The sequence below is a fragment of the Mycobacterium asiaticum genome (assembly GCF_001673365.1).
GTDB lineage: Bacteria > Actinomycetota > Actinomycetes > Mycobacteriales > Mycobacteriaceae > Mycobacterium > Mycobacterium asiaticum_A.
Genome location: NZ_LZLS01000181.1, coordinates 26,635 through 41,427, shown reverse-complemented (window position 1 = coordinate 41,427; position 14,793 = coordinate 26,635). Strand labels below are relative to the sequence as shown.

Genomic DNA, 14,793 nt, shown 5'->3' with positions numbered 1-14,793 from the left:
GTCATGACTGGTACCCAAGCAGTTTGGCGGCCAGTGCGGTGAGAATCTCGGTGGTGCCGCCGCCGATGCCGATGATTCTCATGTCCCGGTATTGACGTTCGATCTCGGATTCGGCCATGTAACCCATGCCGCCGAACAGTTGGACGCCCTGGTTGGCGACCCACTCGCCCGCTTCGACGGCGGTGTTCTTGGCGAAACACACCTCCGCGATCAGGTTGGTTTCGCCCGCCAGTTGCCGTTCCACCACATTGCGCGAGTAGACGCGTGCCACGTCGATGCGACGGGCCATCTCTGCCAAGGTGTTCTGCACCGCTTGACGCGAAATCAGTGGCCGGCCGAAGGTTTCGCGGTCGCGGCACCATTGGGCGGTGATGTCCAGGCAGCGCTGCGCACTCGAATAAGCCTGCGCGGCAAGGCCGATGCGCTCCGAGACGAAAGCCTGAGCAATCTGCGCGAAGCCGCTGTTCTCGGCGCCGACCAGATTGGTCACCGGCACGCGCACGTCGGTGTAGGACAGTTCGGCTGTGTCCGACGAACGCCAACCCATCTTGTCCAGCTTGCGGGACACCTCGAAGCCGGGTGTGCCCTTGTCAACCACCAGCAGCGAAACCCCGCCCGCACCGGGACCTCCGGTGCGTACAGCGGTGACGACGAAGTCGGCGCGCACCCCCGAAGTGATGTAGGTCTTGGCGCCGTTGACCACGTAGTGATCCCCGTCGCGCACAGCGCTGGTGCGCAGGTGCCCGACGTCGGAACCGCCACCCGGCTCGGTAATGGCCAACGCGCCGATCTTTTTGCCGGCCAGCGTCGGGCGCGCATAGGTGTCGATCAACTGTTCATCGCCGGACGCGATGATGTGCGGCACCGCGATCCCACAGGTGAACAGCGATGCGAACACCCCGCCCGGCGCGCCGGACTGATGCATCTCCTCGCAGATGATCAGCGCGTCGGCGCCGTCCCCGCCGCCACCGCCGGCCGACTCGGGAAAGTTTGCCCCCAGCAGGCCCGCTTCGCCGGCGAGTCGGTGTAGCTCGCGCGGTAATTCCCCGCTGCGTTCCCACTCGTCGATGTGCGGCAAGATCTCGCGTTCAGCGAACGAGCGCACCGTTTTTCGCAACTGCTCCCGTTCCGGCGTCGTCCACAGATTCACAACAGCCCCTCCGGAATTTCGATATGGCGACTGCGCAGCCATTCGCCCAGCCCCTTGGCCTGCGGGTCGAAACGCGCCTGATAGGCAACGCCCTGCCCGAGGATTCCCTCGATCACGAAGTTCACCGCCCGCAAATTCGGCAGCACGTGCCGGGTCACCGGCAAGTCCTTAGCTTCTGGGAGCAGCTCTTTGAGCCGCTCGACGGTCAACGTGTTGGCCAACCAGCGCCATTGATCGTCGGTGCGGACCCACACCCCGACGTTGGCGGAGCCGCCCTTGTCGCCGCTTCGGGCCCCGGCGATGCTGCCCAGCGGTACCCGCCGGGTCGGCCCGGCCGCCAGGGGTTCGGGAAGTGCCGGGGTAGCGGCGGGCTCCAAAGCCAATGTCTCGTCGGCACAAGCGATTTCGGTACGCGTGCCGTCAGCGTGTACCGCGACATGTGGCACCAGGGACGCGTCGACGTAGCCCGGGGTGAAGACCCCGTAGACCTGGCCGTCGCCGGGCGGGGTGGTGGCGGTGAATCCTGGGTAGCTGGCGAGTGCCAGTTCCACTGCCGCGCCGGAGAACTTGCGTCCGACGTTGGCGGGATCGGGATCGCGGACCACGCAACTCAGCAGTGCGCTGGCGGCCTCTTCGGTGTCGGCGTCGGGGTGGTCGGTGCGGGCCAGCGTCCACTCCAACTCGGCCGGCTTCACCGTCAACGTGGCTTCCAGCTGGCGCCGGACCAGCTCGGCCTTGGCCTCGATGTCCAAGCCGGTCAGCACGAACGTCATGGCGTTGCGGAACCCGCCGATGCTGTTCAGCGATACCTTCAGCGTTGGCGGTGGCGGTTCGCCGACCACTCCGCTGACGCGCACCCGGTCGGGTCCCTCGGCCGCCAGCTCGATGGTGTCCATCCGCGCGGTCACGTCTGGGTTGGCGTAGCGGGCGCCGGTGATCTCGTAGAGCAGTTGCGCGGTGACGGTGTCGACGCTGACCAGCCCGCCGGTGCCGGAGTGCTTGGTGATCACCGAAGACCCGTCCGGGTAGACCTCGGCCAGCGGGAATCCTGGATACGTCAGATCGGGAATCTCGGTAAAGAAGGAGAAGTTGCCGCCGGTGGCCTGGGTGCCGCATTCGATGATGTGGCCGGCTACGACCGCGCCGGCGAGCTGGTTGTAGTCGGTGCGGGCCCAGCCGAAATGCGCCGCCGCGGACCCGACGATCACCGACGCGTCGGTGACCCGCCCGGTGACCACCACGTCAGCCCCGCTGCCCAGGCAATCGGCGATGCCCCACCCGCCGAGGTAGGCGTTAGCGGTCAGAGGTGATCCCAGCCCTAGCTCGGCTGCCCGCGGCTGCAGGTCGTCACCCTCGACGTGGGCCACTCGTGCCGGTATGCCCAGCCGCTCGGCCAGCGCGCGCACGGCCTCGGCGAGCCCGGCAGGGTTCAAACCCCCGGCGTTGGCGACGATTCGTACACCGCGTTCGTGTGCGAGGCCCAGGCATTCCTCGAGCTGGGTCAGGAAGGTCTTGGCGTAGCCGCGTTCCGGGTTCTTCATCCGGTCGCGGCCCAGGATCAGCATGGTCAGTTCGGCCAGGTAATCCCCGGTCAGGTAGTCCACCTCGCCACCGGTGAGCATTTCGCGCATTGCCGACAACCGGTCGCCGTAGAAACCGGAGCAGTTCGCGATACGCACGGCGCCAGATTTGGGGGCCAATGCGCGTCCTTCCTCCGCTGGAATGATTCGGCGGGCGGATAAAAACCAACCAACCGGTAGGTTAGCGCGTGCGGGCCGCGCCGCGTCAACCGGACGCTCGATCGGCGCTTCAGATCGCCACCGCCCAATGCCCGCCGCGGCCCATTTTGGTGACCAGCAGCTCACCGACTACCCTGTGAGGCAACTGTCGTCGTTCGGCCTTTCCGGCCAGGAAGCGCGACAAACCCGACCGAAACCCCAAACCGAGGAGTTAGGCCCGACCATGGCCACACCCAAGCGCAGGATGTCGCGCTCGAACACCCGTAGCCGGCGCTCGCAGTGGAAGGCCACCGAGACCGGCCTGGTCGGCGTCAACGTAGCTGGTCAGAAGCACAAGGTGCCGCGACGGCTGCTCAAGGCCGCGCGACTCGGCCTGATCGATCTCGACAAGCGCTAGAGCAGCAAGCTCGGCGGATCGCCCGATTCCAAGCGGTCCGCATCGTCCTTCGTTCGGCGCGCCTCTCAGCCCGCTCTCAGACGTTCATACGAAACTAGGCAGCGTGCGAATTCTTGTCGTCGACGACGATCGCGCCGTGCGTGAGTCGCTGCGCAGGTCGCTTTCCTTCAACGGTTACTCGGTCGAATTGGCCCATGACGGGGTCGAAGCGCTCGAGCTGATCGCCAGCGACCGCCCAGACGCCGTGGTTCTGGATGTGATGATGCCGCGACTGGACGGCCTGGAAGTGTGCCGTCAGCTCCGCAGCACCGGCGACGACCTGCCGATCCTGGTGCTCACCGCCCGCGACTCCGTCTCCGAGAGGGTTGCCGGACTGGACGCCGGAGCCGACGATTACCTGCCTAAGCCGTTCGCGCTCGAGGAACTGCTGGCGCGCATGCGCGCACTGCTGCGGCGCACCAAGCCCGAAGACGCCGCCGAGTCGGTCGCGATGACGTTCTCCGACCTGAGCTTGGACCCGGTCACCCGCGAAGTAATCCGTGGACAACGCCGCATCAGCCTCACTCGCACCGAGTTCGCGCTGCTGGAGATGCTGATCGCCAATCCGCGCCGGGTACTGACCCGCAGCCGCATTCTCGAAGAGGTCTGGGGATTCGATTTCCCCACCTCGGGTAATGCGCTGGAGGTGTACGTCGGATATCTGCGTCGCAAGACCGAGGCCGACGGCGAGCCGCGGCTGATTCACACCGTGCGCGGGGTGGGTTACGTGCTACGCGAAACGCCGCCCTGATGCTTCGCTTCCGGTTCGGCCGGGCCGGTCGGCGCGCACCGCTACGGGCAACCAGCTCCCTGTCGCTGCGGTGGCGGGTCATGCTGCTGGCGATGTCCATGGTGGCGATGGTGGTCGTGTTGATGTCCTTCGCCGTCTACGCCGTGATCTCGGCAGCGCTCTACAGCGACATCGACAACCAGCTGCAGAGCCGGGCGCAGTTGTTGATCGCCAGCGGTTCGCTGGCCGCCGATCCGGGCAAAGCCATCGAAGGCACCGCTTATTCGGATGTCAACGCGATGCTCGTGAACCCCGGCAAGTCGATCTACACCGCGAATCAACCCGGACAGACCCTTCCCGTCGGAGCGCCGGAGAAAGCGGTCATTCGCGGTGAGTTGTTCATGTCGCGGCGCACAGCCTCTGACCAACGGGTGCTTGCCATCCACTTGAACAACGGCAGCTCACTTCTGATCTCCAAGAGTCTCAGACCCACCGAGGCCGTCATGGGCAAATTGCGCTTCGTGCTGCTGATGGTCGGGGGAGTCGGCGTCGCGGTCGCCGCAGTGGCCGGCGGGATGGTCACCCGGGCGGGGCTGCGTCCAGTCGGCCGGCTCACCGAAGCGGCCGAACGCGTTGCCCGAACCGACGACCTGCGACCTATCCCGGTCTTCGGTAGTGACGAATTGGCCAGGCTCACCGAGGCATTCAACTTGATGTTGCGCGCGCTGGCCGAATCTCGGGAGCGGCAGGCGCGGCTTGTCACCGACGCCGGACACGAATTGCGCACCCCGCTGACATCGCTGCGCACCAACGTCGAACTGCTGATGGCCGCGATGGAGCCTGGCGCACCACGGCTTCCCGAGCAGGAGATGGTCGATCTTCGCACCGACGTGATAGCCCAAATCGAGGAATTGTCAACGCTGGTAGGCGATTTGGTCGACCTGACCAGAAGCGACGCCGGCCACGCGGTGCACGAACCGGTCGATATGGCCGACGTCATCGACCGCAGCCTCGAGCGAGTCCGGCGGCGCCGCAACGACATTCATTTCGACGTCGCTGTCATTCCGTGGCAGGTCTACGGCGACTCCGCCGGACTGTCGCGGGCGGCACTGAACCTGATGGACAACGCGGCCAAGTGGAGTCCCCCGGGCGGCCACGTCGGTGTCACACTGCGCCAACTGGACCCCTCACACGCCGAACTTGTGGTCTCCGACCAGGGGCCCGGTATCTCTCCGCAGGAGCGCCGCCTGGTGTTTGAACGCTTCTACCGGTCGACGTCGGCGCGGGCGATGCCGGGGTCGGGCCTGGGCTTGGCGATCGTCAAGCAGGTGGTGCTCAACCACGGCGGATCGTTGCGTGTCGAGGACACCGAACCGGGCGGCCAACCTCCGGGAACGTCGATTTACGTGCTGTTACCCGGCCGCCCAATGCCGGCCCCGACCTACTCGGCGTCCACCGAGAACGACGCTGCCGACACGCCGAACCGCGACCTCAAAAAAGACCCCGAAAAGGACCCCGCAAAGGGCGCGCGGCGGAATTCGGCCAGCAGCGCGAACTCACGGGGATCGTCGAACGTTATCTCAGTGGATTCTTAGTCCGCGCGCGCAAGGTGGTTGTGCAGTTAGTGTTGAAAATCAACGCCATGCAAGCAAGGCATGCTCAGTTTTGTCGAAGTAAGCCCCGAAGTAGAGGAAGAACGTTTTAGCGCATGACGAATCACCCGAGGTATTCGCCACCGCCGCAGCAGCCGGGTTTCAGTGCCACGCCTAACCAGCCTGTGCCGCCCGCCTATGCCCAGGGGCAGCAGAGCTACAACCAGCAGTTCGACTGGCGTTACCAGCAGTCGACCCAGCAGTACCGCACCTTCGACCCGCTCAGTGGCACCGGGCCGGGTCCCATACCGGGCGGCACCGGGCCGGGCCCCATACCCGGTGGGACCGGGCCGGGCCCGATACCGGGCAACACCGGCGTGGGTCCGATTCCGGGCGGTACCGGTGCGCGGCCGATCCCGGGCCTCAGCGGTGCCGCTCCGATGCCCGGCATGCTTCCCCCGATGGGGCCGCCACCGCAGCGGCGGCGTTCGGCTGGACTGATCTTCGGCGCGCTGGCGATAGCGGTGGTCTCCGCCGGCATCGGCGGCGCGGCGGCGACGGTAGTCGAGATGGGGCACCAGTCCGGCGGTGGTCACAGCGCGACGGCTTCGTCGGGTTCGGCACCCAGCGTTCCGGCGGCGAACATGCCCGCGGGCTCGGTCGAGCAGGTTGCGGCCAAGGTGGTGCCCAGTGTCGTCATGCTGGAGACCGACCTGGGCCGGGCGTCCGAAGAGGGCTCCGGCGTCATCCTGTCCGCCGATGGACTGATCCTGACCAACAACCACGTCGTAGCGGCAGCGGCCAAACCCCCCGCCGGAAGTCCGCCGCCGAAAACCACGGTGACCTTCTTCGACGGCCGCACCGCCGCGTTCACGGTGGTCGGTGCCGACCCGACCAGCGATATCGCCGTCATCAAGGTGCAAGGCGCCTCCGGTCTGACACCGATCGCCCTGGGTTCGTCCTCGGGGCTGCGAGTCGGTCAGCCGGTCTTAGCGATCGGATCGCCGCTGGGCTTGGCGGGCACGGTGACCACCGGCATCGTCAGTGCGCTCAATCGGCCCGTGTCGACCACTGGCGAGTCCGGCAACCAGAACACCGTGCTGGACGCGATTCAGACCGACGCCGCGATCAACCCCGGTAACTCCGGTGGTGCGCTGGTGAACATGAGTGGGCAACTGATCGGCATCAACTCGGCAATCGCCACACTGGGGGCGGACTCTGGCGATGCCCAGAGCGGCTCTATCGGTCTGGGCTTCGCGATCCCGGTCGACCAGGCGAAGCGGATCGCCGACGAGCTGATCAGCACCGGCAAGGCGTCCCATGCGTCGCTGGGTGTGCAGGTAACCACCGACAAGGGCGTCCCAGGTGCCAAGGTGATGGAGGTCATCGGCAACGGAGCGGCCGCCAACGCCGGCGTGCCTAAAGGTGTCGTGGTGACCAAGGTCGACGATCGTCCGATCAACAGTGCCGACGCCTTGGTGGCCGCGGTGCGATCCAAGGCCCCGGGCGACAAGGTGGCATTGACCTACCAGGATCCCGGGGGCGGCAGCCGTACCGTGCAGGTCACGCTTGGTAAGGCGGACCAGTGATGAAGGCGGACGGGCAGCTGTCCGACCTCGGATATACGGTTGCACCCATGGAACAGGGCGCGGAGTTGGTCGTCGGTCGGGCACTCGTCGTCGTCGTGGACGACCGCACCGCGCATGGCGACGAGGACCATAGCGGGCCGTTGGTCACCGAGCTGCTCAGCGAGGCCGGCTTCGTCGTCGACGGGGTGGTCGCGGTCGAGGCCGACGAGGTCGAGATCCGAAATGCGTTGAACACGGCCGTGATTGGCGGGGTGGATCTGGTGGTGTCGGTAGGTGGCACCGGCGTGACGCCGCGTGATGTCGCACCGGAAGCCACCCGCGAGATCCTGGATAGAGAGATTCTCGGCATAGCCGAGGCCATCCGCGCCTCCGGGCTGTCGGCGGGAATCACCGACGCCGGCCTGTCACGCGGACTGGCCGGCGTCTCCGGCAGCACGTTGGTGGTGAACCTGGCCGGTTCCCGTTATGCCGTGCGCGACGGGATGGCCACGCTCAACCCGCTGGCCGCCTACATCATCGGGCAGCTGTCCAGCCTGGAGATCTAAACTCCCGGCCGGCTCAGGTGTCGGCGCGGGGTCCGTGTTCCGGCGGCGGCGACAGTTCGGCGGCGGCGTGGGTGCCGCCGTGCTTGCCCGACGAGCTTCCATTCGTCTGGGCCAGCAGGTCGCGGATCTCTTGCAGCAAGACGACCTGCGCGTCGTCTGCCTGCTCGACCTCGCCTTGCTTGCGCAGCTTGCTGTATGGCAGCACGACCAGGAAGTACACCACCGCCGCTACCAGCAAGAAGTTGATCGCGGCCGACAGGACGACGTTGAAGTCGACGTAGAAATCACCGGCGATATGCCGTTTCAGCAGCCCGATGTCCGGGTTGTTGCCTACGCCGATCGAGCTCACCAGTGGCTTGATGATGCTGTCGGTGAAGGCCGTGACCAACGCGGTGAATGCGGTACCGATGACGACCGCCACGGACAGGTCGACGATATTGCCTCGCGAAAGAAACTCTTTGAACCCTTTGAGCATCGGATGTCCTTTCTGCAACTGTCAGCTGCTATCCCCGGATTGGCACCCAAGAAAAACCTAGCCCAGTTCGGTCCGCTTTCCATGGACCACCTCGTCAATTAATGCAGGGTCAGTGTGACCGTCTGACCCAATACAGATCCGGCCACTGCGTTGGCCACGTGAGCCGGCAGTGCGACCAGCACGACGCGGTCGGCCTCGGTGGCCTGGGTCCGTTGCTTGGCCGACACCAGCACCACGACGGCGTCGGTGGCAACGACGCGGGTGACGGGCCGGGTGGCGGTTTCGTTGGTCGGCGCGGCCAGCACGTCGACGACGTCACCCACCCTGATCAGGTCGATCAGCGCGCTGTCCGCCAACCGCAACGGCACTATCCGGGCGCCGGGCCCGGCACTCGACTCGGCCAGTCGGCTGCCCAGCAACCTCACGTCAGTCAACACTTCGCCGCGGCGCGTCGGACCGGCGACAGTCGAGCCGAGCACCGCGTCGAGGTCGGCCTGCGATCCGTCCGGGACCGTGGTGGCGAGGCGGCTCTCCAGTCGGACGTCAGAGACGGTCAGCGCGGTGCCGGAGGCCAGGTCGTGGGCGGCCACCAGCACATCGACCCGATCCCCGGCAGGGTTCGAGCGCAGCGCGGCGACGCCGGCCAGCACGACCAACCCACCTGCCGCGACCCGACGAGCCAGCACCGTGCGCGCCCAGTCGGGCCGCAGCAGTGTCGAGATGCGACTGAATACCGTTGTTTTTAGCGATGATTCGCCCACGCCGTCACGTTAGGCGCGCAGACTGACCGGCTAATGCCAGTGCGAAGGGAGTTGTGGATAACCGCTAGCTGGATGCGGCCGCGGTGGCCGAAGCGGTGCTGGCCTTCTCGGTCGACCCCGACGACTTTTTCTCGCTGGAGCCTGAACTCGTTGAGTCCGAGCTGGACCCGGAGTCGCTCGAGGACGTGGACCCGTTGGTCGAGCTCTTCTCTTTCTTGCCGGCCTCGCGGCTATCGGTGCGGTAGAAACCGCTGCCCTTGAACACCACGCCAACCGAATTGAACAACTTGCGCAGCCGACCAGAGCACTTCTCGCAAGTGGTCAACGCGTCCTCGGTGAAGGCCTGCACCTTGTCGAAGCGGTTGTCGCACTCGGTGCACGCGTAGCTGTACGTCGGCACAAAAACCTCCGGGTGATTATTAAGTCTGGCTTAGCACTCTACCGTCTCAAGTGCTAGAACCGCCACGTGATGACGATCATTCCCGGATTGGCAACGCGATCAGCCCGCGTTCGGGCGTGAGGACGTGCGTCATCGGCACGTCGTGGGGTTCGGACGGCAACTCGTCCACCAACTCCGCGTCCCTGACCACCGCAACCAGGCGCGCCTGCGGATCCCGGCTCCCCAGCGAGCGGTCGTAGAAGCCACGACCGCGGCCCAGCCGCACGCCGTGTCGGTCGACCGCCAGGGCCGGCAGCAGCACCAAGCTGGCTTCGCCCACTGCCGTTTCCGGTAACCACGGCTGCGGCGGCTCAAGCAGGCCCCATCGCGCGGTCACCAGGTTGCCGGCGCGGTACTCACCCCATTGCAGCGGCAAGGGCGTGTCGTCGGAGGAAGTACGCGCCACCGGCAACAGCACCCGCCCGGCGCGTTGTAGCAACTGGTCAAGCAGTTCGATCGAACCCGGCTCCGATCCCACCGGCACGTACGCACACACCGTGCTGCCGGGGCTTACCACCTGCTCGAGGTGGTCGGCGAGCATCCGTGCCTCCACGGCCCGAACGTCGTCGGCAACGCGCCGCCGAGCCGCCACAAGCAGTTCCCGCAACGCGGACTTGCTCGAGGTGGCCATGCGCTCAACCATGACAGCCGTGGTGTTCTTGCCGCCAGACAGGTTTCGGACAGTTCATGCGGGTTATGGTGTGCAACGATGCCATCCCCTGAAGTTGCGGTCCCGTTCACGGCGATCGTCCCCGCTGCCGGCTTAGGAACGCGTTTCCTGCCGGCGACCAAGACGGTGCCCAAGGAACTGCTGCCCGTCGTCGACACCCCCGGCATCGAGCTGGTGGCCGCCGAGGCGGCAGACGCCGGCGCCGAACGTCTGGTGATCATCACTTCCGAGGGCAAAGACGGCGTCGTCGCGCACTTCGTCGAGGACCTGGTCTTAGAGGGGACCCTTGAGGCTCGCGGCAAGAAAGCGATGCTGGCCAAGGTTCGCCGGGCTCCGGCGCTGATCAAGGTCGAGTCGGTGGTGCAGGCCGAACCGCTCGGCTTGGGACACGCAATCAGCTGCGTGGAGCCGACGTTGTCGCCGGACGAGGACGCCGTGATGGTGCTGCTGCCCGACGACCTGGTGCTGCCGGCCGGCGTGTTGGAGACGATGTCGAAGGTGCGCGCCGAACACGGTGGCACGGTGCTGTGCGCCATCGAGGTGGCGCCCGACGAGATCAGCGCGTACGGCGTCTTCGACGTCGAGCCCGTGTCCGGCGGCAACGACGACGTGCTGCGGGTCAAGGGCATGGTCGAAAAGCCCAAGGCCGAGGACGCGCCGTCGCCGTATGCGGCCGCCGGACGCTACGTGCTGGACCGCGCCATTTTCGACGCGCTGCGTCGCATCGACCGAGGCGCCGGCGGCGAAGTGCAGCTCACCGATGCCATCGCTTTGCTTATTGCAGAGGGCCATTCGGTACACGTCGTCGTCCACCGCGGATCCCGACACGACCTAGGAAATCCCGGCGGCTACCTCAAGGCTGCGGTTGACTTTGCATTGGATCGCGATGACTACGGCCCGGAACTGCGGCGGTGGTTGGTAGCGCGATTGGGCCTGACCGAACAGTAGCCGGCGAGTCGGCGTCCGGGTTCAGGTCCGGACGGCAGGAAGGCGCACTGTGCGTTCTGTAGAGGAGCAACAGGCACGGATATCGGCAGCCGCGGTGGCCCCGAGGCCGATCAAAGTTGCCATCGCCGAGGCGCAGGGACTTCTGTGCGCCGAAGAAGTGGTGACCGAACGCCCTCTCCCCGGCTTCGACCAGGCCGCCATCGACGGGTACGCGGTGCGCAGCGTCGACGTGCTTGGGGTCGGTGACACCGGGACCCTGGAGGCCGTTAGCGACGACGGTGGTGTCGAGGGACGCGACGGGGTGACCCTGCCCGTCATGGGAACCATCGAGGCCGGCGCGCGCACCCCCAGCAGGTTGCAGCCGCGCCAGGCCGCGCGGGTGCAGACCGGAGCACCGTTGCCGACGCTCGCCGATGCGGTGCTCCCGCTGCGGTGGACCGATGGGGGCATGAACCGGGTGCGGATCCTGCGCGGGGCGCCCTCGGGTGCGTATGTGCGGCGCGCCGGCGATGACGTGCAGCCCGGTGACGTGGCGGTGCGGTCCGGGACGATCATCGGCCCCGCCCAGGTGGGTTTGTTGGCGGCGGTCGGGCGGGAGCGGGTGCTGGTGCATCCGCGGCCCCGGGTGTCGGTGATGGCGGTGGGCGGTGAGCTGGTCGACATTTCGCGCAGCCCGGGCAACGGGCAGGTCTACGACGTCAACTCCTACGCGCTGGCCGCGGCCGCCCGGGATGCCGGCGCCGAGGTGAACCGGGTCGGCATCGTCAGCAATAACCCGAAAGAACTCGGCGAAATCGTCGAAGGCCAGCTGAACCGGGCCGAAATGCTGGTGATCGCCGGTGGGGTGGGCGGCGCGGCGGCCGAGGCGGTTCGTGTCGTGCTGTCCGAACTCGGCGACATGGAAGTGGTGCGAGTCGCGATGCACCCAGGTTCGGTACAGGGATTCGGCCAGCTCGGCCGCGACGGCGTACCCGTGTTTCTGCTACCGGCCAATCCGGTGAGCGCGCTGGTGGTCTTCGAGGTGATGGTGCGGCCGCTGATCCGTCTGTCGCTGGGCAAGCGGCACCCGATGCGCCGGGTCGTGCAGGCGCGCACGTTGTCGCCGATCACGTCGGTCAGCGGGCGCAAGGGTTACCTGCGCGGCCAGTTGATGCGCGACCAGGAGAGCGGCGAATATCTGGTGCAGGCGTTGGGTGGGGCGCCGGGGGCGTCGTCTCATCTGCTGGCCACGCTCGCCGAGGCGAACTGTCTGGTCGTGGTCCCCAGCGGGGCGGAGCAGATTCGCACCGGGGAAATCGTCGACGTCGCCTTCCTGGCCCAGCACGGCTGAGGTCGCCCGCCTCTCGTGAACCTGTTGAGATCCAGTGCCCGGCATCCGGGCTGGCCGATGAGTGTGGGACCGCTGCGGGTTGCGGCGGGCGTGATTCGGTTGCGGCCGGTGCGGATGCGCGACGGCGCGCAGTGGAGCCGGATCCGGTTGGCCGACCGCGCCCAGTTGGAGCCGTGGGAACCCAGCTCGGAGGGTGACTGGTCGTTCCGGCACTCCGTGGCGGCGTGGCCGGCGGTGTGCTCGGGCCTGCGGTCCGAAGCGCGAAAGGGGCGGATGCTGCCGTATGTGATCGAGCTGGACGGGCAGTTCTGCGGCCAGCTGACCATCGGCAACGTCACGCATGGGGCGCTGCGATCGGCGTGGATCGGCTACTGGGTGTCCAGCGAGTGCACCGGCGGCGGGGTGGCCACCGGTGCGGTGGCGTTGGGGCTCGACCACTGCTTCGGCCCGATGATGCTGCACCGGGTGGAGGCCACCGTGCGCCCGGAGAACGCGGCCAGCCGAGCTGTGTTGGCGAAAGCCGGATTTCGTGAAGAGGGGCTGCTGCGCCGCTACCTGGAGGTGGACCGGGCTTGGCGCGATCATCTCCTGGTGGCGCTGACCGTCGAAGAGGTGAACGGATCGGTGACCTCGACGCTGGTTCGCGCTGGACGCGCGAGCTGGGTCTGATTTCTGCGCGCGGTTTTTGCTCGAGCGTCGTGTTGGCGTCGTGTTGGCGTCGTCGAGCGTCGTCGAGCGTCCTCTTCGGCGTCGAGCGTCACGCCAGCGTCGCGTTGGGCGTCGAGCGTCCCTCTAGCGACACGCCAGCGTTGCGTTCGGTGTCGAGCGTCGTCGAGCGTCACGCCAGCGTTGCGTTCGGCGTCGAGCGTCCCTCTAGCGTCGTCGAGCGTCGTCGAGCGTCGTCGAGCGTCCTCTTCGGCGTCGAGCGTCATCTTCGGCGTCGAGCGTCACGCCAGCGTTGCGTTCGGCGTCGAGCGTCCCTCTAGCGACACGCTCGGCGCCGGACGAGTAAGCAAACCGAAATAAAAGTGTGGCTAACGTGACATATGTGGCGTGTGATGCTTGAAAGAGGCAAATTACAGGTGTGTAATTGCCCTGGTCGCAGTGACCCGGCCGCGCTGGTCAGCAATGGGCTTCGCGGGGATCGGAAACCGAAGAGAGCAGGTCATCATGCCAAGCATCCCGCAATCGTTGTTGTGGATCTCGCTCGTGGTGCTTTGGTTGTTCGTGCTGGTGCCGATGCTGATCAGCAAACGCGATGCGGTCCGCCGAACCAGCGACGTTGCCCTGGCGACCAGAGTGCTCAACAGCGCCACGAATGCGCGGCTGCTCAAGCGATCTGGACCTGCGGCGGGTCATCGCAGTGACCCCGACTGGAAGCCAGAAGAAGAGTGGGAGACCGAGCCGATCAACGGACCGTTCGCCGATGCCGACAGGGACCACGAAGAGGACATGCCGGTACTGGAGGATGAGGACACCGGCGTGGTGATGCGCCGCCGGTCGGTGGTGACAGCAATGGCCAAGTCCGACAAGCTCATTGAGGCCGCCGAGCCCGACTACCTGGACGTCGATGTTGTCGATGAGGATGCCGCCGCGTTGCCCGTGGGCGAAAGCGCCGGGGCGGCGTTGCTCGCCGTCGAGGAGGCCGCAGGTTCGGAAGACGAGGCCGAAGATGTCGAGGCCCGCGCCGAGGAGACCGACGACCTCGCCGACGACGAGTACGAATACGTCGAGGACTCTTCGGGTTTGGAGCCCGAGGAAGACGACGACCTAGACGACGAAGACGCTGTGCCGTCCTACCCGTCGGGGGTGAACCGACGGCGCCGGTTCGACAACAAGACCGCCGCTGCGGTGAGCGCTCGCAAGTACGCCTTCCGCAAGCGGGTGTTGGTCGCGATGGCGGTGATCCTGGTCGGGTCAGCGATCGCGGCATTCGAGGTGACGTCGATGGCGTGGTGGCTGTGTGGCACCGCCACCACCATTACCGTGCTGTACCTGGCCTACCTGCGTCGACAGACCAAGATCGAGGAGAAGGTGCGCCGGCGGCGGATGCAGCGGATGGCCCGCAGCCGGTTGGGCGTGGAGAACACCCAGGACCGCGAATACGACCTGGTTCCCTCGCGATTGCGGCGCCCAGGTGCGGTGGTGTTGGAGATCGACGACGAAGACCCGATCTTCGAGCACCTGGACTACGCGGTGTCGATGCGCCACTACGGCTACCCGCGAGACCTGCCGCGCGCTGTCGGGCAATAGCGGTTCGGCTCGTCGGCCCGTTGGCTGGTAGCCTGCTAGCCGTCAGGGGCTATGGCGCAGTTGGTAGCGCGACTCGTTCGCATCGAGTAGGTCGGGAGTTCGAATCTCCCTAGCTCCACAGAGTTTGTCCGCGATC

Annotated in this window: 15 protein-coding genes and 1 tRNA gene; 10 read left to right on the top strand and 6 right to left on the bottom strand. The window is 66.6% G+C overall.

Annotation, left to right across the window (positions count from 1 at the left end; all coding sequences use genetic code 11):
- Position 1: 1 nt before the first annotated feature.
- Together A5634_RS19620 and A5634_RS19615 are read right to left on the bottom strand one after the other, a co-directional pair.
- A complete protein-coding gene (locus A5634_RS19620; RefSeq protein WP_065145693.1) occupies positions 2-1,150 on the bottom strand; it encodes an acyl-CoA dehydrogenase family protein in 1,149 nt (382 codons plus the stop codon).
- Positions 1,147-2,829: an acyclic terpene utilization AtuA family protein gene (locus A5634_RS19615; protein ID WP_155769625.1), complete on the bottom strand. Its 1,683-nt coding sequence runs from the start codon at positions 2,827-2,829 to the stop codon at positions 1,147-1,149. Before A5634_RS19615 ends, A5634_RS19620 begins: the two co-directional genes overlap by 4 nt.
- A gap of 283 nt (positions 2,830-3,112) precedes the next feature.
- Here A5634_RS19615 and rpmF point away from each other — a divergent pair, with 283 nt between their 5' ends.
- The 5 genes from rpmF (at position 3,113) to A5634_RS19590 (ending at position 7,781) form a co-directional block, all read left to right on the top strand.
- Positions 3,113-3,286 (top strand): 50S ribosomal protein L32, encoded by a 174-nt coding sequence (rpmF, locus tag A5634_RS19610; RefSeq protein WP_065145706.1) that lies wholly within the window; start codon positions 3,113-3,115, stop codon positions 3,284-3,286.
- A gap of 103 nt (positions 3,287-3,389) precedes the next feature.
- Entirely contained in the window at positions 3,390-4,076 is a 687-nt protein-coding gene (mprA, locus tag A5634_RS19605; RefSeq protein ID WP_055576902.1) for a two-component system response regulator MprA, read from the top strand.
- Positions 4,076-5,650, top strand: a complete 1,575-nt coding sequence (locus tag A5634_RS19600) for a HAMP domain-containing sensor histidine kinase (RefSeq protein ID WP_065145691.1) — start codon at positions 4,076-4,078, stop codon at positions 5,648-5,650. The genes mprA and A5634_RS19600 overlap by 1 nt, the downstream gene beginning before the upstream one ends.
- A 113-nt stretch (positions 5,651-5,763) precedes the next feature.
- Positions 5,764-7,236: a S1C family serine protease gene (locus A5634_RS19595; RefSeq protein ID WP_065145690.1), complete on the top strand. Its 1,473-nt coding sequence runs from the start codon at positions 5,764-5,766 to the stop codon at positions 7,234-7,236.
- A complete protein-coding gene (locus tag A5634_RS19590) occupies positions 7,236-7,781 on the top strand; it encodes a MogA/MoaB family molybdenum cofactor biosynthesis protein (RefSeq protein ID WP_065145689.1) in 546 nt (181 codons plus the stop codon). Before A5634_RS19595 ends, A5634_RS19590 begins: the two co-directional genes overlap by 1 nt.
- Before the next feature lie 13 nt (positions 7,782-7,794).
- Here the strand turns inward: A5634_RS19590 and mscL are convergent, their stop codons facing one another.
- The 4 genes from mscL to A5634_RS19570 form a co-directional block, all read right to left on the bottom strand.
- Positions 7,795-8,256 carry a large-conductance mechanosensitive channel protein MscL gene (gene mscL / locus A5634_RS19585; protein ID WP_065145688.1) on the bottom strand — a complete coding sequence of 154 codons (462 nt, stop codon included), beginning with the start codon at positions 8,254-8,256 and terminating at the stop codon, positions 7,795-7,797.
- Positions 8,257-8,354: 98 nt separating this feature from the next.
- Positions 8,355-9,017: an SAF domain-containing protein gene (locus A5634_RS19580; RefSeq protein ID WP_065145687.1), complete on the bottom strand. Its 663-nt coding sequence runs from the start codon at positions 9,015-9,017 to the stop codon at positions 8,355-8,357.
- A gap of 64 nt (positions 9,018-9,081) precedes the next feature.
- Positions 9,082-9,417, bottom strand: a complete 336-nt coding sequence (locus A5634_RS19575) for an FmdB family zinc ribbon protein (RefSeq protein ID WP_065145686.1) — start codon at positions 9,415-9,417, stop codon at positions 9,082-9,084.
- Between the two features lie 76 nt (positions 9,418-9,493).
- Complete coding sequence (locus A5634_RS19570) at positions 9,494-10,087, bottom strand: 5-formyltetrahydrofolate cyclo-ligase (RefSeq protein ID WP_065145705.1); 594 nt, start codon at positions 10,085-10,087, stop codon at positions 9,494-9,496.
- Positions 10,088-10,165: 78 nt separating this feature from the next.
- On the opposite strand from A5634_RS19570, the gene A5634_RS19565 reads away from it, so the two are divergent.
- From A5634_RS19565 to A5634_RS19545, 5 genes are all read left to right on the top strand, one after another.
- A complete protein-coding gene (locus A5634_RS19565) occupies positions 10,166-11,074 on the top strand; it encodes a UTP--glucose-1-phosphate uridylyltransferase (protein WP_065145685.1) in 909 nt (302 codons plus the stop codon).
- 49 nt (positions 11,075-11,123) lie between these two features.
- Entirely contained in the window at positions 11,124-12,404 is a 1,281-nt protein-coding gene (gene glp / locus A5634_RS19560; protein WP_065145684.1) for a molybdotransferase-like divisome protein Glp, read from the top strand.
- Positions 12,405-12,419: 15 nt separating this feature from the next.
- A complete protein-coding gene (locus A5634_RS19555) occupies positions 12,420-13,073 on the top strand; it encodes a GNAT family N-acetyltransferase (protein WP_081290543.1) in 654 nt (217 codons plus the stop codon).
- 501 nt (positions 13,074-13,574) lie between these two features.
- Entirely contained in the window at positions 13,575-14,657 is a 1,083-nt protein-coding gene (gene sepX, locus A5634_RS19550; RefSeq protein ID WP_216638753.1) for a divisome protein SepX/GlpR, read from the top strand.
- Between the two features lie 45 nt (positions 14,658-14,702).
- Positions 14,703-14,775 (top strand) — tRNA-Ala (locus A5634_RS19545).
- The last annotated feature ends 18 nt before the right edge of the window (positions 14,776-14,793 follow it).